The following is a 24,728-nucleotide window of genomic DNA, read 5'->3' as shown; positions in this document are numbered from 1 at the left end:
TATATAGTTTATAAATAAAAATCTTTCATATCTATCATCGTTCTCCTTCTCTCATCCAGACTTTACTGTCGGCTCTGGAATTTTACCAGATCTACCTTTCGGCTCGCGGGCTATACCGCCGGTGGGGAAATTAACCCTACCCTGAAGGATCTATTCAATTTTCAATTTTAGAATAACACTTTGCTATTTTAGTGTCAAGTAAATATTTATGAAAATAAATGGTTAATTAGAATATTAAAGTTAATACTAAATGAATTATATATATTTACACAACTATTTTCAATTTTCGCTTTACAAAGTTAACGTGATAAAGTAAAATGATATTAATAGGAATCATAAAGGAGTGTTCAAAATGAAAATTAAATTTAAATTACTAACGATGGCAATACTTTCAACTGTTATTTTAACTGCTTGTGGAAACACCCCTACAACTGATAATTCACTAACAGATATAAAAGCTAAAAAAGAACTAGTAGTTGGTCTTGATGATAATTTTCCACCAATGGGATTTAGAGATAAAAGTGGTCAAATAGTAGGTTTTGATATTGATATGGCAAAAGAAGTCGGAAAACGAATGGGTGTTAAAGTTACCTTTAAACCTGTAGAATGGGACGGCATTATATTGAGTTTAAACAATAAAGATATTGATCTTATATGGAATGGATTAACCATAACAGATAAAAGAAAAGAACAAATCGCTTTTTCTAAAGTATATGTTCAAAACAAACAAATAATTATTGTAAATAGTAAATCAACGATATCCAAAAAGAGTGATTTGAATGCGAAAACTGTAGGATTACAACTTGGAAGTAGCAGTGAAACTGCACTTGCTAAGGATGTCGCGTTTTCTAAATCAGTAAAAGAGGTCAAAAAATATTCTAATAATACAGAGGCACTACTCGATTTAAACGCCGGTCGTATCGATGCTGTTGTAGTAGATGAGGTAGTTGGAAGATACTATGTTAGCAAAAAAACTGGCATGTATAAAGTGCTTAATGAAAATCTAGGCGTGGAAGATTATGGCGTCGGTATCAGAAAAAATGATACAGCTCTTACTACAGAAATAAATAAACAACTAGAAGCAATAAAGAAAGATGGAACTTCCAATACTATTTCAAAAAAATGGTTTGGTAAAGACATTATTTATAAATAGTAAATTACTACTCAAGCATTCGTTCTTTAGGCTGCTTGAGTTACTAACAATAATATTGATTATTTTAAAGGAGTGTTATATTTGGCTAATTATATAGACATTACATCTTATATTCTAAAAGGGGGGCTCCTTACAATTGAGGTATATGTTGCAACAATAATATTTTCTATACCTCTTGGAATACTAGGTGCATTAATTAAAGTCTCTAGTTTGAAAATACTTAACAAAGTTGTGGACATCTACACTTGGTTATTTAGGGGGACCCCATTACTTCTTCAACTTTTTTTCACATATTTTGGACTACCCATTATAGGAATAAAACTTTCCCCTTTTGTTGCAGCCGCTCTTACCTTTTCTTTGAATTACGGAGCTTACTTTACTGAAATATTTAGATCTGGCATTCAATCTATAGATAAAGGACAATATGAGGCTGCAAAAGTATTAGGCATGAGTTATAGACAAACTATGTCAAAAATAATACTACCCCAAGCTTTTAAACGAATAATTCCACCTATGTGTAACGAGGGAATTACTCTAATAAAAGATACTGCTTTACTTGCTGCAATCGGACTTCAAGATATACTAAGAGCTGCTAGAGAAATTGTAACTCGAGATTTTACAATTACCCCTTTTATTATTGCCGCAATAATATATTTAATATTTACTTCTGTAGTTGTAATGGCTTTTAAAAAACTTGAAAAAAAATATTCAGTTTACGAATAAAAAAGCCCTGAACATATGAAGGATGGTGCTAATATGGATTTTCTTAAGATATCTAATATAAATAAAAGTTACGGTAAAAACCAAGTTTTAAAGAATGTATCTCTAACTCTAAAAAAAGGCGAGGTAATATCAATTATCGGCCCCTCTGGTTCTGGAAAAAGTACACTACTTAGATGCATAAGCTCCCTTGAACATATGGATAGTGGACTTATAGAATTCAATGGTGTTACCATTGCCCAGGCTCAAGAGAAAATTAATAATATCGAAGTTATTAATGCTTATAAAAAAATAGGTATGGTATTTCAAAACTTTAATTTATTCCCTCACAAAACTGTGCTTGATAATATAATTGAGGCTCCTATTATAGTAAATCATATAGACAAAAAAGCTGCTATAGAAATTGCAAAAAAGCTACTTGTAAAAGTTGATTTATTGGATAAGATTGATTCTTATCCTTGCACTCTCTCTGGTGGTCAAAAGCAGAGAATTGCTATCGCTAGGTGCCTTGCTATGAATCCTGATTTAATTCTATTTGATGAGCCAACCTCAGCATTAGATCCTAAACTTGTAAGCGAAGTATTAAAGGTAATACGGTCTCTTGCAATTGATAAAATCTCTCTAATAGTAGTTACTCATGAAATGCAATTTGCTAGAGAAATATCTGATAAAATTATATTTATGGAAAATGGAGAGATATTAGAAAACTCCACTCCGGAAGTTTTATTTACTAATCCTAACAATGAGAGAATAAAACATTTTTTGAGTTTGTCATAAAAAACCATATAAAGAAAACAGTAAGTCTAATTAATAAGGCTTACTTCTTTTTCGCTAAAAATACGTGGTTATAACTTTAAATTCCCGGGAAATATCCTTTTTTCATTATTATTTTACAAATTCAAAATAAAATGACACACCTATTTTTTAGTATCAATTAAATATAAAGTAAGATATTTTAAATTGTAAAAATTAACTAAAAATCATGTTGATTTTGTGAACAAGTGGTGATATAGTTATTTTATATAAATATAAAACGTTTTATATTTATATATACTTATTAGTCTTAATATAATTATATAATAAAAGTAGGGGGTTTTTAATGAAATGTAAACGGTTTAAAAAGCTGATATCATGCGTTATGACAATGACCATAATGGCCACCATGCTAACTTCACCAAGCGATGTTTTAGCGGCTGAAACAAATAATATAGGGACATTAAAAGAAGCTAAAGCCAGGGTGTCTGTCCATGATCCTTCTATTGTAAAAGATGGCAACAAATATTATGTTTTCGGTTCTCATATCGAGGCAGCAAAATCAACAGATTTAAAAAATTGGACTAAATTCACTAATAGTTACACTACTCCTAGTAATGTGTTATTTGGAAATTTATCAAAAAATTTAACAGGTTCTTTTGCTTGGGCTGGTGAAAACGATGGTGACTGTTTAGGCGGACATTCCGTATGGGCTCCATTTGTTTTCAAAAACGAAAACTATGTAAACAGCAATGGAACAAAAGGCGCGTATATGATGTATTATTGTACATCTTCTACGTATAAACGTTCAGCTATAGGATATGCTGTATCCCAAAAAATTGAAGGGCCCTATACTTATGTTGATACCATTATGTATTCTGGGTTTACTAAAAAGAACGCCCATGATACTAATAGTGTAATTGATACAAAATATACTAATACAAATATTAAAAAACTCATTGATAATGGCAAATTAGCAGGTACTAGTCCTAATTGGTTTACAAGTGATGGATCTTACAATACTAGTAATTCTCCAAACGCAATAGATCCTGCTTTGTTTTATGATACTAATGGAAAACTTCATATGATATACGGTTCTTGGTCTGGTGGAATTTTTGAGCTTGATATGGATGACACCACCGGTAAGGCAATTTATCCTGATAAGGAAGGAACTTCGTTAGACGGGAACACTATTGACAGATATTTTGGAACAAAAATAGCTGGTGGATATACAGATTCAGGTGAAGGTCCATTTGTTGTATATGATAATAGTACAGGATATTATTATTTATATGTAACTTATGCAGGTTTAAGTGCAACAGGTGGTTATAATATAAGAATGTTTAGATCAAAAAGCCCAGACGGTCCTTATGTAGATGCCGCAGGTAATAATGCTGCATTAACAAGTCAAATGGATAATTCCTCAGTTGGAATTAAACTTATGGGGAATTACAAATTTGGTTGTTTAGATGTTGGATACAGATCTGGTGGTCATAATTCTTCATTCATTGATTCAGATAACCAAATGTACCTTATTTATCACACAAGGTTCGATAATGGTACAGAAGACCATGAAGTAAGAGTACATCAAATGTTCAAAAATGAAGATGGATGGCCTGTAGAAGCACCTTATGAATATAATGGTGATGTTATTTCTAAAAATGGGTATTCAATGGATGAAATGTCTGGTACTTATGAATTTATTAATCATGGCACTTCTAATAGTGGGGCTTCAATGCTCAATACATTATCAGTAAATTTAAAAAACAATAATACTATAACTGGTGATGTAACAGGAACTTGGAGTAGTAATAATGGTTCATATTATATGAAGATGATTATTGGTGGAGTAACTTATAAAGGGGTATTCTTTAAACAAAATGATGAATCTAAATTTAACTCAAAGGTAATTACATTCAGCGCTATTGGTAGTAATAACCAATCTATTTGGGGTAGTAAGATGGAAACTGATAGTCAAACAGTTAAGTATGAAGCTAGTCGTTTACAAGATAACATTCCAAGTAGCGCGAAAGTAGATATAACATTACCTAAATCAGGTGTTTATGATACAAAAATCTCATGGACTTCAAGTAATCCTAGTGTTGTTAATAATAAGGGAAAAATAAATGCGCTTGATGGTGCTGTGGATGTTACACTAACAGCTCAAATATCTAAAGGGAAAGCCGTTATTACTAAAGAATTTAAAATAAAGGTAAAGGGGAGAATTAATGAACTTAATGTAACACCGATTTATAGATATGACTTTAATAAATCAAGCGGTGGCACTGAAGTTTTAAATAGTGGAAGTAAAACAGGAAATTCAACATTAGTAGGTTCTTCATCAATTTCCAAAGATGATCAGAGGGGTAAAGTACTTCAGATAAAAAATGCTAATAAAGCAGTAAAAACTAATTATTTAGCTTTGCCAAGTGATACTTTTAAGGGAATGACGACGGACGGCTACACAGTAGGTATGTGGGTAAATGTAGATACTACGGAGCCTAATTACTTGGAGCATAGTGCCTTATTTGAAGGAAACGCAGGAGGTCAAAACAAATTTCCTATGACAAGAATAAGTGCAAACTTATTTGGCAGGATTAATTCTAATGGAACATGGGCAGATGCCACAAATATTACAACAGGATTAATAGCAAACACATGGCAATATGTTACTTATACAGTTAACTCAGCAGGTATTCATGTATATTTAAATGGTAATGAAGTTGGCTCTTCATCAAAGGATTTAACAAAATGTTTTAAATCTGATTTTCTTTCAAATATAACAGATGTTAGAGTGGGAAGTGGTGATATTTGGGGTGATAGAGATATATCTTCTGCTAAATTTGACGATGTATCTATATATAATACCGCATTAACTGCTGATAAAGTAGAAGCACTTTACTCTATGGAATCTGAAACAGCAACATCGGTAAGCATACTAAATAGTCTGCTTTCACTCTTAGGCATAAACCTTAGCTTTCTTAGGCCTAGCCTGTAAATATAATTCAACATATCCACAGGTTACTATTTGGGCCCTTGGATATGTTGTAACTTCCAATTTTTTTAGTACCTTGTAAATGCAGCTCTGCACAAACATAGTTGAATTATACTTAAAATCAAAAATTCAACCGTCGCCATATACCATTCCCTAAGGACTATCACTTGAATAATAATGCTTAGAAATAATAATCCACCCATTATAGCTGATGTTACCCAGAACTTACCATTACCTTTTTTAAAACTTAAGATAGCGGCTATTATATTACCCATTCCAAATAATACAATTGTTATAATACCCGGAACAATCCAATTATCAAAAGGAACTTTAGATAACCATTCTTTTGGATACTGTGTAAAAATTCCACCACTTGAACTTATCATCATTACTCCAATATAAATAGCACCTAATGCCATAATCAAATCATAAAAACCCAGTAGATTCATTTTTATTTTTTCTTTCATTATAGATTTCCTCCCCTAAAATAATAACCTATATAAAATCACAATAATAAAATTTATTTATTTATACTCTTTCTAGCCTTAGATTTAGAATAATTAAATTCATACCAAGAGCGCTTCTGTGATAAATCCTTCTCAACATTTTTTAAATAATTATTAACTTCACTTCGAACTTTAATATTATGATCATTTTTAAGTCTTACTATTTCTGGAATAGCGTCATAGGATAAAGTTTTTAAATAAAGAACATCGATCCTCTGAGTTTTATAATATATATCTATATTTTTTCCAGCAATAATTTTATCAACATTTACAAAATTTAATAAGACATACATAATCAAAACAACCACTATTAAAACCTTATTTAGTTTCATTTTTCTATTCCAAATACCAATTAGTGCTACTATAAATAACATAAACAGCATAAGCATAAATATATGCACAAAAATCCTTAAATATGTGAATCCATAAATTTGTTCATATAAAGACATCTTAAAATGAGCCGAAAATAACATGTTAACTGTAAAAACTACAAGTAAAGTTAATAATACATTAGATATTATATTTGTAACCTTGTTATAAGTTTTGATATATTTCATACTACAGAGTAATATTGTAAAATTAATTATTGTAACAATAAAAAGCTCAAAGAATCCTTTTCTTGCATACTCCGAATATGTGAATTTGAGAGGGAGAAAATTATTACTTCCACCATAAAGATAGGTAAACTGGACTATTGAAAATAAAAGGTACACTATATTTATCATAAATATAATTGTTAATACAGTGACTGGCTCCCATAAAACATTCTTTTTAATATCTGTATCCTCTTCGTCATTATATTTAAAGCTCCATATATATGAAAATATTATAAAGAAAACCATAATAACAACTAACAAATGACTTATAATTTTCCATACTTTTATATTCTCAAATACACTTGAAATATTTGTTATATAATTCTTGAATACCATATCTGCTGATGTTAATAACATTAAAATAACAATTAATAATGGTATGGAAATAATCAGTCCTCTTAAAATATTTCTGTTCATAGATCTTTTTTCTGCATTTCTCACATTTATACTTCGTTTAACAAATATAAAAGGTTTTAAAGCATTTTCTGGAATAGCTTTAATTACTCTACTTAGTGCTTTTAATATTATCATTTTAGAATCCCATTTTATATTATCATATCTAATTAATACAGTACTTAAAGTCGTAAGTACCAATACCATAATTATATTAAAAGAATTTAAAATGTTATTTGAATGAATAGCATAATTTAATGTAAGCAGTAATGTAGGAACAATTATATTTAAACCAATATTTTTTTCAAATAAAACCTTCGCCCTAATACTCCATAAGAAAAAGCACATAAACATAATATAAAAAATCGCAATAGAAAGACCATATTCTTTACCCGTAAAAAAAACATCATAAATTATTGCTAAAATAACTGTTATACCTATAGTATATTTTTTTTCATTTAGGCTAATTTTCGAATCTATAATTCTAATTTCTTGCCTTTGATTTTCCTTTGATAATTTCATATTATCTTTTATAGTAATATCTTTAACATCCTTACTCTCCATTTTTAATCCCCTCCATAATTTAGTACTATTGTTAATAAAACATTAATATAATATATCTCCTATACTAATATTTTTACAATTCCAATCATACTACTTTATTAATTATTTTTCAATATATTTTTATTGTTATTCAATAAAAATATATTGAAGAGCAGTGTTTATAAAATTCCATTATTGTAAAGTTTAAATAATATTTCATAATTACTTTACTAGCAATATAAGTGTATCTTTTAATTGTTGATTTTGATATAATATTAATTGATACTTATGAATGTTGATAATTTTGTATGTTTTATATAATATATATTAATTAAATATTTCTAATAAAATAAATTTTTAGTGTAACATAGAGAGGATGATTAAATTAAATGCTTTATTATTTAGCGAATTCTATGAATTTGGGATTGAATCAATTTTTTATAATTATTTCAAAATCTTCAGACCCTACTTTCCAGGTTTTTATAAGCGCATTGGTTTTTATTGTATTATATCTTTACAATAATAAACTTGAAGCCATTTGTTGTGTGTTTAATATTGGAGTTACTGGTTTTACCAACTTAGTGCTTAAAAACATAATAAAAAGACCTAGACCCATTGGAATACAATTAATTGAAGCTCATGGCTATAGTTTTCCTAGTGGGCATTCCTCTATTTCTACAGCTATAAGTATTGTTTTTATTTACTTTATAATTAAACGAATGAAAAATAAAAAAATTGCATACTTAATTAGTGGTTTTTTACTTATCTATTTAATTCTTGTTGGAATTAGCAGGGTTTATGTTGGTGATCACTATCCAACAGATGTTCTTGGAGGATGGGTTATTGCCATAATATGGTCATATATTTCTATTGCTGCTTATAATTTTTGTATGAAAAAAGGTGTAAATAAATATTTAGATAAACATTTTACTTTTAGACTTAAAATGTTTAAAAACAAATCAAAGTTTATGTAAATATAATCAATAAATAATATAAACTAAAATAAGCTAGCAAAATGATAAATCATTTTGTTAGCTTATTTTTTGCAATCACATCTTTAATTTTTTATACCATTCATCATTTAACTGTATTTCCCTTTTGATTCTTTTTCTGAGTTTTGTCTTTTGTATCTTTTGAACCCGATCTTTTTTCTGTACCTTTTTTAGCCATGTTAATCATCCTTTCAAAATGTATTTCTTCTATTATTATTTACATAATATTTGATTTAATACTTATGATTTATTGATTAACATGAATAAATTTATTTATAAATCTCCATATCTGCTATAGCCTTTTCAACAAGTTTATCAATATCTAAAACTGATTCTGACTTAATTATCTCAACTAATCTTGGTTTTGTTTTTGGATGTTTGGGAACAAAAATTGTGCAACAATCCTCATAAGGTAGAATTGATGTTTCATAAGTATCTATTTTTCTTGATACTTCTATAATATCAATCTTGTCCATAGCTACTAGTGGTCTAAACACCGGTCTATCAGCCACATCATCACTTACTACAAGCCCTTCCATAGTTTGACTAGCTACTTGACCAATGCTTTCCCCTGTAGTTACTGAATTTATACCATATTTATCTGCAAGTGCACATGCAAGCCTCATCATAAATCTTCTCATTATTATTGTTAATTCATCTTCTCTGCATTTATCTATAATTTCCATTTGAATTTCAGTAAATGGAACTACATACAGTGTTAATTTCCCAGTATATCCTTTTAAAATATTAGTTAATTGCTTTACCTTATCTTTTGCTCTCTCACTAGTATAGGGATGACTATGATAATAAACTGCATGCACTTCTACTCCACGTCTTGCCATCATGTAACCTGCTACAGGTGAATCTATACCTCCTGATAACATAAGCATGGTGCTACCATTCATTCCATAAGGCAATCCACAAACGCCCTTTATACGTTTTGAATAGATATATGCCATTTTTCTTATTTCAATATTTATAACACATTCTGGATTATGCACATCTACACTTACGTTTTCATTATTTTTTAATATGCAGCCACCTACTTTTCTACTTACATCCATAGACCCTGGGCTAAAGCTTTTGTTTGCTCTATTAGTTTCTACTTTAAATGTTTTAGCTGGGCTACCTACCATTTCTAAAACTGCTTGCTTTTCGATTTCGACCAGTGTCGCTTCAACTTGCGTAACCTCACATACTTCCATTACTCCAAAAACATTTTTAACCTTGTTTATAATAGTATCCAACTGCTCTGAGTATATAAACCATCTTCCTTGGTCCTCAACAAATTCGTATTCTAAGCCTTTAATTACATTTTTTATATTATCTTTAAGTTTTTTTTCAAATTTACCTCTATTGAGCCCCTTCAAAAATATCTCCGGCGCAAATTTTACAAGTATTAATTTTCTCATCTTTTGACACTCCTCGTTTCTTATAATTGAATTTTCAGCTACAAGATATCTTTCATCTATTTCATAGCTGTTCATCTATTTCTTAGCTGATTTATCTTTTATTCATTTTTCTTAAAAACTTTAGTGACTTATTTAATTCGATTATAACATAGTCTACTTCATCTTTATTATTGTATTCAGAAAAACTAAATCTTATAGTTCCTACTTGCTCATCATCAGTCCTACCAATAGCTTTTAATATTTCACTGCTTTTATGGCTTTTCGCTGAACATGCAGAGCCTGTAGACACATATATGCCCTTTTGTTCTAATGCATGAAGAAGCACCTCTCCTTTTACACCTTTAAATGTTACACTTAAAATATAAGGTGTAAAGTAAGATTCTAGTGGACTATTGATTATAACACCCTCTACCACTTTGAGTTTTTCTATAAAATACTTTTTTACCTCTAAAACTTTATTAAAATTTTCATGCTGATTTTTAAACACTATCTGTGCTGCCTCATCAAAACCCGCAATACCTGCAAGATTTTCTGTACCGGATCTTAAATTTTTTTCTTGACCTCCACCATTTATTAGGCTAGTAGGTATAAGTCCCTTTCTTATATATGCAAATCCAACCCCACGTGGTCCATGTATTTTATGCGCACTTGTAGATAATAAATCAATATTAGACTTTTGTACATCAATAGGAATTTTCCCATAGCTTTGTACTGCATCTACATGAAATTTAGCCCTACTACTTTTCTCTTTAATTAGTTTTCCTATTAACTCAATATCCTGCACTACTCCTATTTCATTGTTAACATGCATTACACTAACAACTTGAGTATCCTTAGTTATACTTCCTATAAGAGCATCTATATCAATCCTACCACTATCATCTACATCAATATAAGCAACCTTTATCCCTGTATCGACCAGTGCTTTAAAAGTGTTAAGTATACTTGGATGTTCAATTTTAGTAGTTATTATATCAGCATTTAATTTATTCGAAGATGGTTTAGCAAATCCTTTTATAAGGAAGTTATTACTTTCACTGCCTCCTGATGTAAATATTATCTCCTCACTACTAGCATTTATACTTTTAGCAATACTCGTCCGCATCTCCCTAAGTTTTTGCTCTGCCTTAAACCCTAAACTATGTGCTGAAGATGGATTTCCATAATAATTTCTCATAGTACTCCCCAATGCCTCAATAACCTCCTCATAAGGCTTAGTTGTTGCACTGTTATCTAAATATATTTCCATGTTTTTATCTCTCTCCTCTTAATATCTTCTATGACGCTACAGTATTAATTCTTAGTATTTTACTCTACTTTATTTAATTATAAATATGTTAATTATCATTGTCAATAACTAAAAAAGAAAGCATAAATTACTTTTTATTATACGTTTTCATATGTTAATTTAGGTTAATTATTGTTTTTATGGTAAAATTATTTTATCGAAAGATGCTACATATATATATTAATATTTCACTATTTTCACACAATTTATAAACTACTTCTAGGGGGACTAACTTTATGACACCCAATGTTAAAAGAATAAGTATTTATGAACTAAAACCCAATATAATTTTAGCAGAAAATTTAATGTTAAATGGTCTAACTTTAGTTGCAAAAAACATTTCATTAAATATTATGATGATTAAGAAGATAATTGAATTTTACCCATCTAACACTATATATATTTATGTAAATGAAAAGGAGACTGTAACTCCAAGTATTCAAGATTCAAAAGGACAGAGTTTTATTGAATCTGAAAGTTTATTAAATAATTTTTCAAATAACATATACAAGTTTTTAAATAACATCGAGGTCAACTCCAAATTGGACTTAACACAAATAAGAACTATGTCTAAAGGAATTTTAGATACGAATAATGATTACAGTTCTATTTTAAAAAGTATAACAAATTCTAGGAATATAGATGAGTACCTAACTCGGCACTCTGTAAATGTTGCCTTTTTAAGTTCTATGTTAGGTAAATGGCTTAACTTACCTCAAAAATATTTGACCCTTTTGACTTATGCAGCCTTTCTTCACGATATCGGGAAGGTAAAAGTTAACCAAAAAATATTAAATAAGCCCTCAAAACTTACAAAATTAGAATTTGAGGAAATTAAAAAACATTCAGTTTACTCCTATGAACTTGTACGCACTATTCCTTATTTAGACGAATCAGTAAGTCTCGCTGTACTTATGCATCACGAGCGTTTAGATGGTTCAGGTTATCCTCTCCATTTAAAAGAAGATAGAATTAATACTTTCGCAAAAATAATAGGGATTGCTGATACATTTGATGCTGTGACCTCTGACAAAGTCTATAGTAAAAAACAAAACCCCTTTAAAGCTCTAGAAATAATGCAACATGAATGCATGGCTACCTTAGATTATTATTATCTAACCACTTTTATAAAACAAATATTAAATTACTATACAGGAGAAATGGTGAAACTTAGCGACAATCGTATTGGTAAAATAGTAAAAACAGACATAAATAATATTTCTAGTCCTCTTATATCAGTAGATTCGATTTTTATAGACTTAAAAAATGAAAAAGACTTATTTATTACAGACCTCATACCTTAGTATATATACGCATTAAAAATTCTAGGTTCAATGATTGGCCATTTTTTAAAGGAGTGATAATTTTGAAAATTACCGGTAAAAAAAAGAGTATCCTCGCTGATATGTCTTTGCTAATAGTGGCACTTATTTGGGGTGGTGGTTTTATAGCTGTAAAAGGGGCTTTAGATAGTGTTTCCCCTTTTTATATAATGGCAATACGTTTTAGCATTTCAGTGCTAATCATGTTATTAGTTTTCAGAAAAAAAATTAAATATGTTACTAAAAACTATCTGTTCATTGGAACTATAGTTGGGCTTCTTCTATTTTTAGGCTTTGCTGCTCAAACTATTGGTATGAAATATACAACAGCTGGTAAAAATGCTTTTTTAACTGGCACTAATGTAGTTATTGTCCCCTTTCTTTATTGGCTAATTAGTAAGAAAAGACCAGATGCTTTTTCACTAATATCTGCTTTTCTATGTTTTATTGGTATAGGGATGCTTACCTTAGATTCCGGTATACATATTGGCCTAGGGGACGGTTTAACATTATTATGCGCAGTATTTTACGCGGCTCATATTGTTTCCGTAGGTTTTTTTGCTAAAAAGGTTGATGTTATTTTACTTGTAATAATACAGTTAGGCGCCTGCGCCCTATTCTCAATTATAGCCGCTTTAATTTTTGAACCGATGCCTCAATCATTAAATTCAGGTACAATATTCGCACTTATCTATTTGGGTGTTTTTAGTACTATGCTTGCATTTATTGTACAAAATGTAGCGCAAAAATATACAACTTCTACCCATGCTGCTATTATTTTATGTTTAGAATCAGTTTTTGGTTGTATTTTATCTGTTGTAATGCTTCACGAAATATTCACATCAAAAATGATATTAGGATGTTTAACTATATTCCTTGCAATTATAACAACTGAGACTAAATGGAAGTTCTTAAAACCAAAAAAATAGAAAGAACTAATATGTAATATAATTAATAGCCACCTGCTTGTACCAGCAGGTGGCTATTAATTACAAACCCCTTAGATTTCTTATATTTCAATAATATGATATCTAAATGCATTTACAACCGTAGTATTATTATATATCCTTACCCTGTCTTTTTTCCCATAATCCAAATGCTGATGACCATAGAAAAAATATTTTGGAGAATATTTATCTAATATATTTATAAATGTATTGAATCCTGTGTGGCAAGGATCTTCCCCATCTCCCATGCCTTTTGCTGGTGAATGTGTTACTAATATATCGAATCCTTTTTTTCTCCATAAACACATTTTTAATTTTGAAATTCTTTTTTGCATTGCCCTTTCCGTATATTGAAAAGGTCCTTTATTATAGGCAATTGATCCACCAAGTCCTAGAATTCTAATATTTTTATATACTATAATTTTATCATCAATAGGTATACATCCACCTGGTGGTTTTTCTAAAAAAGATCCATCATGATTACCATTAACATAAAATATAGGAGCTTTAATCATATCAGCTAAAAATTCTAAATAATCTGCTTTCAAATCTCCACAAGAAATTACAATTTCAATATCTTTAAATCTTTCATGATCAAAATGTTCCCAAATATAATCATCTTCAACATCCGAAACTAATAAAACCTTAATTTTAAACACCTACTTATCTTTCCAATATTTTGTTCAATTCTTTGGAATTTCTCCAACAACATTATCTACAAACCATTCCATATATAACATATCCTCATAATTTCCTATGTCACCATCATCTATTCTAATTTGACCTGACCTATCGAATATCGGCCCAGCAAAAGTATGAAATTTATTTTCAATAATCATCTCTCGCATTATATCTACTAATTTTTGAGTTTGAATTGGAACATTATGTTTAGAATATATAATATCCACAAGTTCCGAGTCCATGCCCCACCAAAAGCTTACACGTTTAGACTCAGTACTAAAAATTCCCTTAAAACTACCATTTACGATATTTCTAAGTATTTTCTCATAAAACTGACCCCAATCCCATGTAATTAAAGCATAATTTATCTCGGGTATCCATTTTGTCTCATTCTCATTATATTTTAGTGAGTATAGTCCAAAATCTCTTGAGCCTTTACCTAAAGCTATTAGATCATTTTGCATTATGAGGTCCGCTCCACGACTTTGAAGTTCTTGCATTAATTCTTTTGAATGACTGACATCTCCAGTTTGATTAAGCCATGAAATTAAAACCTTTGCATTAGAATTTACAGTTTTAACACCAAGTGCAAAAGCATTAATTCCTGTTATAATCTCTGTTTCATTATAAGTATCTATATATCCTATTATGTTTGATTTAGTAATAGCGCCTGCTATAAGTCCGAGCAAAAATCTTGGTTCATGAGAGCGCCCAAAGTAAGTACTTACATTTCTATATGCTTTTACTGGAGAACAGTTAAAGAACTTAACATTGTCGTACTTAAGGGCCGCTCTAAGGGTTATATTAAGATAAGATGGACATGTAGTAAATATAATATCATAATCCTCTTCACACAATTTACTTAGCCTTTCATAGCCATCCTCATCATCAGAAGCATTAAAATTATCTATAACAAAAGTTTCTATTTCACTACCCAATTGTTGCTGTGCATATATTCTTCCTAAGTTATGGACATAACTCCAGCCTGATGTATCAATAGTTTTTTCAAAAACAAAAGCCACCTTTAATTTTTTAGATGAAGTCACTAGGTTTGTAATTGATGTTATAACATTTTTCTTATGGACATCAAAGGGCTCAGTTTGAATATCAACAGCATTATTTTTTGTAAGTATCCTAAGCTCAGCTAAAAACTTTTCAACTCTTACTTTTCTTTTTGTTTCTATGAATTCATTTGAAATACCATAAATTTTTACATATTCTAGAAACGCATCTCCAGTAGTAATGTCTAGTTTATCTCCTCCTAATTCATAAAATGTGTTCCTAAAAGGGAAATACACATTTTTTATAAAATGCTTGTATTTATTTGAAAATAAATAAAGTTTTGGTTTATACTCACCCAAATACTTACCAAGTAGAGTAAAACTACCTTCCTTTGAAAACCAAATATCATTTATGCCTGTCTTATTATTAAATTCTAAAAATTCGTAATATATTATATTATTTAAGTCATTCTCATCTCTTTTAGGAACTAGCCGAGTAACCTCTCCATCTATTGAATAAGCATCTACATATTTAAGTACACTTACACGTTTATTCCCTTCCATAACATAGAATTCATTCATGTACTCATATATTTTTATAGGGTCATCTATTCCATCCTTAATATGATAAGCATACACAGCTTCCCACTTGGAAGCAAACTCGCTAGAAATACTGGCTAGAGGAAGAAAGTTATTTGCGAAATCTCTACTTCTTGTATAGAAATAAGTTCCTACTATCTTTTTTAGTGGAATGTTTTTTAAGCCCAAGGGGATTTCTGCTACTATGTCTATTTTCTTTAAAATGCTATCTAATGATGATATATGTCCCGAGTTTCCTCTTAATATGTCTGCACTATATTTAGCTTTAGCTAATCTATTTGCTTTTTTATACTCATCAACAGATGAAAAATTCATCATACACTCACTCCCTTACTTTTTGACTCTTAATAACTATTACCACAATAATTTATTATTGTATATATTATAGTATATTAAAATATATTTTACCATTAATTAAAATATAAAATAGCTATATTTATAAAAATATATTGGGTTATCTTAAGTTAACTATTTTATAAAAGTTCATTAATATATGAATTGAAAGAATTATAATGTTATAATATAAATATAGATGTACATATTTAATATAATTTGAAATACTGTGCTATAAACCATATATGATACATAAGATAAATAAACTTAAAATTTGATAAGAAGGCGTTTACGTGAAATGGATACGAAAAGATGTATTTAATTTAGCAATACCAATAATAACAGAACAATTATTTGTTATATCGCTTGGTATGATAAATACTATGATGGCAGGTCGCATAGGAGCAGAAGCAGTTTCTGCAATTGGAATGGTAGATTCAGTGAATAATATTTTTATAGCATGCTTTTCAGCTCTCGCAATTGGGGGCATGGTCGTTGTAGCCCAATTTATTGGACAAGGAAATATAAAAAAGGCTAATGCTGCAATGCAGCAAGCTCTTTTTTCAGGACTTATAATTACTTTTGTTATAACTATTATAATGTTTATATTCCAAGGTCCTTTAATTGGAATGTTATTTGGCTCAGCCGACCCTAAAGTAATAAGTAATGCCCATACATATTTAGGCATAACTTTACTTACTTATCCACTAATAACAATTGATTTGATATCAAATGGACTTTTGCGTGGGGCCGGAGACACAAAAACTCCTATGAAGATCAGTATTTTTATGAATATTATAAACGTAATTTTAACGTACACTTTTATAAATATACTACACATGGGAATAATGGGAGCTGCCCTTGGCATCGCAATTGCTAGAGTTAGTGGAGGCATTATTATCTTATTTGTACTTTTACGTGGTTCAAAGATTTTAAAACTTACAAATGTAAAAGGATTCAAATTTGATAAATCATTATTAAAACTCATATTTGGCATTGGAATACCTGCGAGTATAGAGTCGCTACTTTTTAATGGTGGAAAGTTAATCACTCAAATTTATATAGTAGATATGGGAACTATAGCAGTTGCCGCAAACGCTATTGCTGGCTCAGTTGCAACGATGCTTAATGTTCCAGGAAATTCACTATGTATTGCAGCAACCGCTCTTGTTGGAAACCATATGGGAAGAGGAGAAAGTGAGGAAGCAGGGAGTGATCTCTCCTATATTACAAAACTATCGACTTTTGCTTTAATTGCTATAGCCTTAATATTCATACCCTTTGCAGGAAAAGTAACATCACTATTTATTACTGATAAGGCAATAATCCATTTGGCCTCAACCGTCCTTATAGTAAACTCAGCATGTATCCCCCTATGGTCTATATCCTTTGTTCTTCCTGCAGGTCTAAAAGGTGCAGGCGATGTAAAATATACACTGATAACTTCAATTATAGGCATGTGGTTATTTAGAATTACTTTAGGTTATTTACTAGGAGTTGTATTAAACTTTGGACTTGTAGGTGTATGGGTAGGCATGATTGTTGATTGGTTAGTTCGTGGCACGCTCTACCTTATAAGGTTTAAAAAAGGAAAATGGAAAAGTAAAACTGTAATAAAACTGCAGACAAACTCCTCACATTAAATTTTAATGTTTTGTTAATATATAGGACTATAAAACATGTTATAATTATATAACTAATAAACCAAAATAAAGAACTTTAAAGGATGGTTGAACTATGAATATAGCTTTCTTTCTTACACCTAAAAATGAAGTTATTTATGAAAAACCAAGTTCTACAATGAGACAAGCTTTAGAACGAATGGAGTACCATAGATATACTTCTGTGCCCTTAGTAAATGAATCTGGTCATTATGTAGGTACATTAACTGAAGGTGATTTATTATGGAAATTAAAGAACACTCCAAATTTAAGTTTTAACGATACAAATAAAATTTTAATTGGTGATATACCAAGACATGTTAAAAACAAATCAGTATTGATTAATGCAGATATAGAGAGCTTAATATCTCTAGCAAAGGATCAAAACTTTGTTCCCGTTCTAGATGATAACGGTGTTTTTATAGGTATAATTAAACGAAGTGATATAATGACTTATTGTTACGATTTATTATACGAAAATGATGAATTTAAGAATTTGATTTAATATATTCCATAATGAACAAAACACCTACTCTTGCACAAATGGCTAGAGTGGGTGTTTTAATTTTATAGTAAGCTCGCTGCTTCTTTGTCTATAATAATAGTTACGTCATTGTGAAGTTGAAGAATTGAAGCAGGTATATTAGGATTGATTTTTCCATTAACTGCTTTTTCTATAACTTCAGCTTTATTTAATCCATTTGCAAGTAAAATTATTTTTTTAGAGTTCATTATTGTCTTTATACCCATGCTTATCGCTTTTACTGGGACTTCCTCTATTGACTTAAAAAACCTAGAATTAGCTTCTATTGTTTGTTCGTCAAGATTTACTAAATGCGTCTGCGCTTCGAAATTTACATTTGGTTCATTAAACCCGATATGTCCATTTCCGCCTATACCAAGCACTTGCATATCTATGCCACCAAGTGTCTTTATTTTACTTTCATAAAGCATACAACTAGCATTTACATCCTTTGCCATTCCATCAGGCATATTAATATTGTTTTTACTTATATCCACCTTATCAAATAGGTTCCTAGTCATATAACTATAATAACTTTGTGAATTTTCACGATCAAGTCCATGATATTCATCTAAGTTAAAAGTTCTGACCTCTTTAAAATCCACTTCTTTTTTATTATACAACTTAACTAATTCCTCATACATACCTAATGGAGTATCACCAGTCGCAAGTCCTAAAACACTATCCGGCTTTAACGTAATTTGACTTGCAACCATTAAAGCAGCTCTCTTACTCATTTCCTCATAATTATCTACAACTATTATTCTCATATTGGCACCACCTTATAATATTACTCAAAATATCACTTTTAAGCTTCGTACACTATTTTTCCATTGACTATTGTAAAAGACACATCTATATCATCATTAAAAATAGCTATATCTGCATCATATCCTGGCCTTAAACTTCCAATTTTGTTATCCATATTAATTACCTTTGCTGGATTAATTGTTGCCATAGCTACAACATCATAAATTTCTAAATTACTGTTTCGCAGAATATTGAGTACTGCCTTGTTTAGAGTCAAAACGCTACCTGCGAGTGTCCCATCCTCAAGTCTTGCAGCTCCATTTTCAACCATTACCTTTTGTCCTCCAAGCTCAGACACGCCACCCTTAATGCAACCAGCTCTCATAGAATCTGTTATAAGAACCATTCTATCTTTATGTACAATATTTATTAGTATATTAAAAATCGCAGGATGAACATGTATTAAATCTGCTATTAATTCGCAGGATATATCACTTGTAAAAATTGCACCTACAATGCCTGGCTTTCTGTGGTTAAGTGGAGTCATAGCATTAAAAATATGCGTCGCATGTGATATTCCATCATCAATTGCTTTCATAGTTTCCTCAAAACTTGCGTCAGAGTGACCTACTGATAATGTGATTTTAGAATTATTTTTGACTTTTTTTATAAAACTATGATCTATATCCTTTTCAGGAGCAAGGGTTATAATCTTAATAATATCTAAATAATCCTTTATAATATCATAATCTGGTTTTATAATATTATTCGCCTTTTGAGCACCTTTATACTTTTCATTTATAAAAGGTCCCTCCATATGTACCCCTAGAATTTTTGCTCCCATAGTCTCTATTCCCATTTCTTCTCGAACAACATCTAACGTTTTATATATGCTATCAGTATCCATAGTCATTGTAGTAGGCAAATAGCCAGTTACTCCATTTACAGCTATGGTAGAACCTATAATTTTCAAGGCTTTCTTTGTAGCATCCATAGTATCATATCCACCACTGCCATGAATATGAATATCAATAAAACCTGGTGATACGAATCTACCCTTAGCATCAATAATTTTTATTTCTTCCATGCACCCTTCTTTATACTGATGGAAGTTATCATTATCTATAATGCCAATAATTTTCTTATCAAAAACTATTACGCTATTATAAATAATTCTATCTTTCATAATAAGTTTTCCATTAATTATAGCTTTAATATTAATCACCTCATCAAATATTTTTCTTTACTTTAATGTTATTTGATATTTATACTTATCACTTCTATATATTGCTTTGGTATATTCAATTGGGGTTCCATTTTCTAAATATGTGGTTCTCCTAAATGTTAACGCCAAAGCATACTTATCTTGATTTAGAAGCTCGCTGTCATACTCGTTAAGCATTATAGGTTCAATTATTTGCTTAGCCTCATAAGGATAATATCCATATTTCTCACGAAATATACTAAACAGTGATTTCCCCTCTACCATATCCCTTGTCATTCCATCAAATAAGCAATACGGAAGCCATGCTGTTTCAATTGCTACCGGTTGCTGATCACCAAACCTCAATCTTTTAATTTCAATAATCTTATTTTCATCAATAGGCATTTTAAGTTCAAGCATGCATTGCTTTGTGGCATCTATTATCTCAAAAGATAATATTTTAGTTTTTGAGATCACCCCATTGTCCTGCATTTGCTCACTAAAACCTTTAAGAAGTGATATCTCACGATTGACCTTTGCAATAGACACAAACGTCCCTTTGCCCTGCTGTCTATATATAAGTCCCTCATTTACAAGTGACATAATAGCCTTATTAACTGTCATTCTACTAACACCTTGTACTTTGCATAATTCTCTTTCTGTTGGAATTGAATCTCCAGGTTTTAATACTTCATTTTCAATCATTTCTTGTAATATTTCTTTTATCTGGTAATGAAGTGGTATAGGATTATCCTTCGAAACTTTTTTCAAAATTTTTCTCCTCACTTACAATTAAATTTATTTTCATAACAACTGTTGACATGTTGTTATGTTGTATATACCAATTATATTTCAAATTCAACATTAATGCAAGCTGTTTATATTAATAAAGATAAAAAAAGATTAATATGAAAACAAAGTTTTTCATATTAATCTAATATATGTCATCTCTCTAATTTATAATAACCCCTGTTGCAGGTTGTAGCACAGTTACACTGCATGTAGCTTTTTTAGTTGTATCATCCACTGAAGTTGCAGTTATCGTTGTAGTTCCTCCAGAGGTTGGTGTTACCCTTCCGTTTGAATCAACATTAGCGACAATTGGGTTACTACTAGTCCACGTAACGCGCTTTACCTTTTGGTTTTCTGGCATAACAATAGCTGACAAGTTTACAGAAGAATCCCCTAATTTAAATTTTAAACTATTCTGATTTAGTATAATGTTATCTACCTGCTCTGGTACATTAATTATGCAATAAACTAAATGATTTCCTTCAACTGATCTTCCGATAATACCTGTTGTTCCAGCTGTTATTGCAGTTACTATTCCATCATCACTTACACTAGCTACATCATTATTTCCACTACTCCAAATTATTGTTTTATTTGATGCATTTGTTGGAAGTATACCTGGCTTTAATGTTAAAGTGCTCTTAATCTTTAAAGTCTCACTATTTTTAATTAATGTCATTTCTGCTATGTCTTGCTTAGTTACATTTACAAAACAAGCATCCATAATCCCTCTATCAACTGTAGTCACAATAATTAACGTCACTCCTTCAGCTATTGGCGTTACTACCCCTGTAGCACTTACTACAGCTACATTCTCATTACTACTACTATAGGTTACTGCCTTATTAACTGCATTACTTGGATTTATAACTGTAGTTAATGTAAATGGAGTTCCCACAATTGACGGATTTACAATTGGTTTTATAGAAATACTTGTCGCATGTACTTTAAGATCATCAGATATAGGCCCAATTACATTTACACTACATGTGGCTTTTTTAGTCTTATCATAAACTGAAGTTGCCGTTATAACTGCACTACCTCCAGATACTGAGGTTACCCTACCATTTGAATCGACATTAGCTATGCCATAATTACTACTAGTCCATATAACACCATTTACCGAGAGATTATCTGGCATAATCTTAGCAGACAATGTAACAGCAGCATCACCTAATTTAAGCTTTAAACTGTTTTGATTTAAGGTAATACTATCTATTACTTCAGGTACATACACTAAGCAATAAACTAAATAATTTCCATCCACCGTTTTACCTATAATCCCAGCAGATCCGGGTGATAATGCAGTTACTATCCCTGCATCACTTACCTTAGCTACATCCTCATTCCCGCTACTCCAAATTACTGTTTGGTTTGTTGCATTGCCTGGAAATATATCTGGCTTTAATGTTAATGTACTCTTAATTTTTAAAGTTTCATAATTTTTAATTAGAGTCATTCCTGTTACATTCTGCTTAGTAACATTAACAACACAACTATCCATATTTCCTCTATCCACAGTTGTTACTATAATTAATGTAATTCCTTCAGCTAATGGAGTTACAACACCTGTAGCACTCACTGTAGCAACATTTTCATTACTACTACTATAGGTTACTGCCTTATTTACAGCATTACTTGGCAATATAACCTGCTTTAATGTAAAAGGAGTATTTCCTATTAAATCTCTACTATGCTCATTTAAAGTAATTCCTGTTGCATGTATTTTAGTGTCCGTTATAGGTCCATTCACAGTTACACTACATGTAGCTTTTTTAGTTTTATCATAAACTGAAGTTGCAGTTATCACTGCATTTCCACTGGCCTTTGGTGTTACCCTACCATTTGAATCTACATCAGCTATGTTGTAATTACTACTAGTCCACGTAATATCCTTTAGCGAGAGATTCTCTGGCATGATTTTAGTTGACAGTACTGTCGCAGCACCCCCTAAATCAAATTTCAAACTGTTTTGACTTAAGGTAATGCTGTTTATTACTTCTGGTACATATATTAAGCAATAAACTAAATAGTCTCCATCCACGGTTCTACCAATAATTCCTGTAGAGCCGGATGTTATTGCAGTTACTATTCCAGTATCACTTACTTTGGCTACATCTTCATTTCCACTACTCCAAATTACTGTTTGGTTTGTTGCATTACCTGGTTGTATATCTGGATTTAATGTCAAGGTGCCCTTAATTTTTAGAGTTGCACTCTTTTGAGTTAAAGTCATTCCTGTTACATCCTGCTTAGTGACGTTAACAACGCAACCATCCATATTTCCTCTATCCACAGTTGTTACTACAATCAATGTCACACCTTCAGCTATTGGAGTTACAACACCTGTAGCACTCACTGTAGCAACATTTTCATTGCTACTGCTCCAGTTTACTGCCTTATTTACAGCATTACTTGGCGATATACTCTGTTTTAATGTAAAAGTAGTATTCCCTATTAAATGTTTATCATGCTCATTCAAAGTAATTCCTGTTGCATGTACTTTAGTATCCGTTATAAGTCCATTCACAGTTACATTGCACGTAGCTTTTTTAGTTTTATCATAAGTTGATGTTGCAGTTATTACCGCAGATCCACCGGACATAGGAGTTACCCTGCCATTTGAATCTACATTAGCTATGCCATAATTACTGCTAGTCCACGTTATACTCTTCATTGAGAGATTATCTGGCATGATTTTTGCCGATATCGTAACAGGAGTATCACCTAAAGCAAATTTTACATTGTTTGGATTTAAGGTAATACTGCTTACTTCTTCAGGCACGTATACTAAGCAATAAACTGAATAATCTCCATCCACTGTTTTTCCAATAATACCTGCTGATCCTGGTGTTATTGCAGTTACTACTCCTTTATCACTCACTTTAGCTACATCTTCATTTCCGCTATACCAGATTACTGTTTTGTTTGAAGCATCTAGCGGAAGTATTTTAGGATTTAGTGTAATTGTTCCCTTAATTTTCAAAGTTACCATGTTTTGAGTTAATGTCATTCCTGATACATCACTCTTAGTTACAGTAACAATGCAGGTATCGATATGACCTCCATCTACTGTTCTAACTACAATCATCGCTGTACCTTCACCTATTGGAGTTACTATTCCAGCTGTACTTACAGTAGCCACATCATCATTACTACTACTCCAAATTACTGCTTTATTTGCAGCATTAGCTGGTAATACTGTAGCTTTTAGAGTTAATGTTGGCCCACCTACAATTAGAGTCTGGTTCTCTTGAGAAGTGGTTACAGTGGTGGCACTAATTGCTGATAAATTCACTTCAGCGCGAGTATTATAAACAGACACTTGAATTTGATACAATAGAGCTATAGTAAAAATTATCAATAAGTTTTTTACTGTAATTATTTTATGTTTTGTTATCAACTCTTCACTCCCTTTATTAGGACAATACATCAATTTTAGTAAAACAAATACTTGTATACTTATATTTAACATTATCTTCTATATATCGGTAATTTGTCAATATACTTTAATTAATAAGCCAATTTTACATTTTTTTAAAAACAAAAATACTCTATATCGC

19 protein-coding genes and 1 riboswitch are annotated in these 24,728 nt (G+C 30.6%); of the genes, 9 read left to right on the top strand and 10 right to left on the bottom strand.

The window, feature by feature from the left end; translation table 11 throughout:
- Positions 1 to 39: 39 nt before the first annotated feature.
- Positions 40 to 153: riboswitch (FMN riboswitch) on the bottom strand.
- Between the two features lie 190 nt (positions 154 to 343).
- The 4 genes from LL038_RS23910 to LL038_RS23895 all read left to right on the top strand — a co-directional run bounded on the left by LL038_RS23910 (position 344) and on the right by LL038_RS23895 (position 5,624).
- A complete protein-coding gene (locus tag LL038_RS23910; RefSeq protein ID WP_216122878.1) occupies positions 344 to 1,153 on the top strand; it encodes an amino acid ABC transporter substrate-binding protein in 810 nt (269 codons plus the stop codon).
- A gap of 81 nt (positions 1,154 to 1,234) precedes the next feature.
- Positions 1,235 to 1,876: an amino acid ABC transporter permease gene (locus LL038_RS23905; RefSeq protein ID WP_216122877.1), complete on the top strand. Its 642-nt coding sequence runs from the start codon at positions 1,235 to 1,237 to the stop codon at positions 1,874 to 1,876.
- Between the two features lie 33 nt (positions 1,877 to 1,909).
- Complete coding sequence (locus tag LL038_RS23900) at positions 1,910 to 2,650, top strand: amino acid ABC transporter ATP-binding protein (RefSeq protein ID WP_216122876.1); 741 nt, start codon at positions 1,910 to 1,912, stop codon at positions 2,648 to 2,650.
- A 322-nt stretch (positions 2,651 to 2,972) separates the two neighbouring features.
- Positions 2,973 to 5,624 carry a family 43 glycosylhydrolase gene (locus LL038_RS23895; protein WP_216122875.1) on the top strand — a complete coding sequence of 884 codons (2,652 nt, stop codon included), beginning with the start codon at positions 2,973 to 2,975 and terminating at the stop codon, positions 5,622 to 5,624.
- 65 nt (positions 5,625 to 5,689) lie between these two features.
- On the opposite strand, the gene LL038_RS23890 is transcribed toward LL038_RS23895, so the two are convergent.
- Positions 5,690 to 6,088 carry a hypothetical protein gene (locus LL038_RS23890; RefSeq protein ID WP_216122874.1) on the bottom strand — a complete coding sequence of 133 codons (399 nt, stop codon included), beginning with the start codon at positions 6,086 to 6,088 and terminating at the stop codon, positions 5,690 to 5,692.
- 53 nt (positions 6,089 to 6,141) lie between these two features.
- The gene (locus LL038_RS23885) at positions 6,142 to 7,680 is read right to left on the bottom strand and encodes a DUF4153 domain-containing protein (protein WP_216122873.1); all 1,539 of its coding nucleotides are present in this window, start codon (positions 7,678 to 7,680) and stop codon (positions 6,142 to 6,144) included.
- Between the two features lie 368 nt (positions 7,681 to 8,048).
- Between LL038_RS23885 and LL038_RS23880 the strand changes: the two genes are divergently transcribed.
- On the top strand, positions 8,049 to 8,633 hold the full coding sequence (locus LL038_RS23880; RefSeq protein WP_216122872.1) for a phosphatase PAP2 family protein: 585 nt from the start codon (positions 8,049 to 8,051) through the stop codon (positions 8,631 to 8,633).
- Between the two features lie 287 nt (positions 8,634 to 8,920).
- On the opposite strand, the gene thiI is transcribed toward LL038_RS23880, so the two are convergent.
- Together thiI and LL038_RS23870 are read right to left on the bottom strand one after the other, a co-directional pair.
- Complete coding sequence (thiI, locus tag LL038_RS23875; RefSeq protein ID WP_216122946.1) at positions 8,921 to 10,063, bottom strand: tRNA uracil 4-sulfurtransferase ThiI; 1,143 nt, start codon at positions 10,061 to 10,063, stop codon at positions 8,921 to 8,923.
- A gap of 91 nt (positions 10,064 to 10,154) precedes the next feature.
- The gene (locus tag LL038_RS23870; RefSeq protein ID WP_216122871.1) at positions 10,155 to 11,312 is read right to left on the bottom strand and encodes a cysteine desulfurase family protein; all 1,158 of its coding nucleotides are present in this window, start codon (positions 11,310 to 11,312) and stop codon (positions 10,155 to 10,157) included.
- Between the two features lie 275 nt (positions 11,313 to 11,587).
- Between LL038_RS23870 and LL038_RS23865 the strand changes: the two genes are divergently transcribed.
- Complete coding sequence (locus LL038_RS23865; RefSeq protein ID WP_216122870.1) at positions 11,588 to 12,655, top strand: HD-GYP domain-containing protein; 1,068 nt, start codon at positions 11,588 to 11,590, stop codon at positions 12,653 to 12,655.
- 53 nt (positions 12,656 to 12,708) lie between these two features.
- Positions 12,709 to 13,602 (top strand): DMT family transporter, encoded by an 894-nt coding sequence (locus LL038_RS23860; protein WP_309245056.1) that lies wholly within the window; start codon positions 12,709 to 12,711, stop codon positions 13,600 to 13,602.
- Between the two features lie 80 nt (positions 13,603 to 13,682).
- On the opposite strand, the gene LL038_RS23855 is transcribed toward LL038_RS23860, so the two are convergent.
- Both LL038_RS23855 and LL038_RS23850 read right to left on the bottom strand, forming a co-directional pair.
- Positions 13,683 to 14,279 carry a metallophosphoesterase family protein gene (locus LL038_RS23855; protein ID WP_268055950.1) on the bottom strand — a complete coding sequence of 199 codons (597 nt, stop codon included), beginning with the start codon at positions 14,277 to 14,279 and terminating at the stop codon, positions 13,683 to 13,685.
- 24 nt (positions 14,280 to 14,303) lie between these two features.
- Positions 14,304 to 16,220, bottom strand: a complete 1,917-nt coding sequence (locus tag LL038_RS23850) for a BMP family ABC transporter substrate-binding protein (protein WP_216122869.1) — start codon at positions 16,218 to 16,220, stop codon at positions 14,304 to 14,306.
- A gap of 308 nt (positions 16,221 to 16,528) precedes the next feature.
- Between LL038_RS23850 and LL038_RS23845 the strand changes: the two genes are divergently transcribed.
- Together LL038_RS23845 and LL038_RS23840 are read left to right on the top strand one after the other, a co-directional pair.
- Complete coding sequence (locus tag LL038_RS23845; protein WP_216122868.1) at positions 16,529 to 17,878, top strand: MATE family efflux transporter; 1,350 nt, start codon at positions 16,529 to 16,531, stop codon at positions 17,876 to 17,878.
- Positions 17,879 to 17,972: 94 nt separating this feature from the next.
- Positions 17,973 to 18,401, top strand: coding sequence for a CBS domain-containing protein (locus LL038_RS23840; protein WP_216122867.1), 429 nt, complete (start codon positions 17,973 to 17,975; stop codon positions 18,399 to 18,401).
- Between the two features lie 62 nt (positions 18,402 to 18,463).
- Here LL038_RS23840 and nagB read toward each other — a convergent pair whose 3' ends face one another.
- The 4 genes from nagB to LL038_RS23820 form a co-directional block, all read right to left on the bottom strand.
- Positions 18,464 to 19,189 carry a glucosamine-6-phosphate deaminase gene (gene nagB / locus LL038_RS23835; RefSeq protein ID WP_216122866.1) on the bottom strand — a complete coding sequence of 242 codons (726 nt, stop codon included), beginning with the start codon at positions 19,187 to 19,189 and terminating at the stop codon, positions 18,464 to 18,466.
- Positions 19,190 to 19,227: 38 nt separating this feature from the next.
- Complete coding sequence (gene nagA, locus LL038_RS23830; protein WP_216122942.1) at positions 19,228 to 20,385, bottom strand: N-acetylglucosamine-6-phosphate deacetylase; 1,158 nt, start codon at positions 20,383 to 20,385, stop codon at positions 19,228 to 19,230.
- Positions 20,386 to 20,412: 27 nt separating this feature from the next.
- The gene (locus LL038_RS23825; protein WP_216122940.1) at positions 20,413 to 21,147 is read right to left on the bottom strand and encodes a GntR family transcriptional regulator; all 735 of its coding nucleotides are present in this window, start codon (positions 21,145 to 21,147) and stop codon (positions 20,413 to 20,415) included.
- A gap of 178 nt (positions 21,148 to 21,325) precedes the next feature.
- A complete protein-coding gene (locus LL038_RS23820; protein WP_216122865.1) occupies positions 21,326 to 24,568 on the bottom strand; it encodes an Ig-like domain-containing protein in 3,243 nt (1,080 codons plus the stop codon).
- Positions 24,569 to 24,728 lie beyond the last annotated feature (160 nt).

The organism is Clostridium estertheticum (assembly GCF_026650985.1).
Classification (GTDB): Bacteria; Bacillota; Clostridia; order Clostridiales; family Clostridiaceae; genus Clostridium_AD; species Clostridium_AD estertheticum_C.
This window is presented reverse-complemented; position numbering and strand designations above follow the sequence as displayed.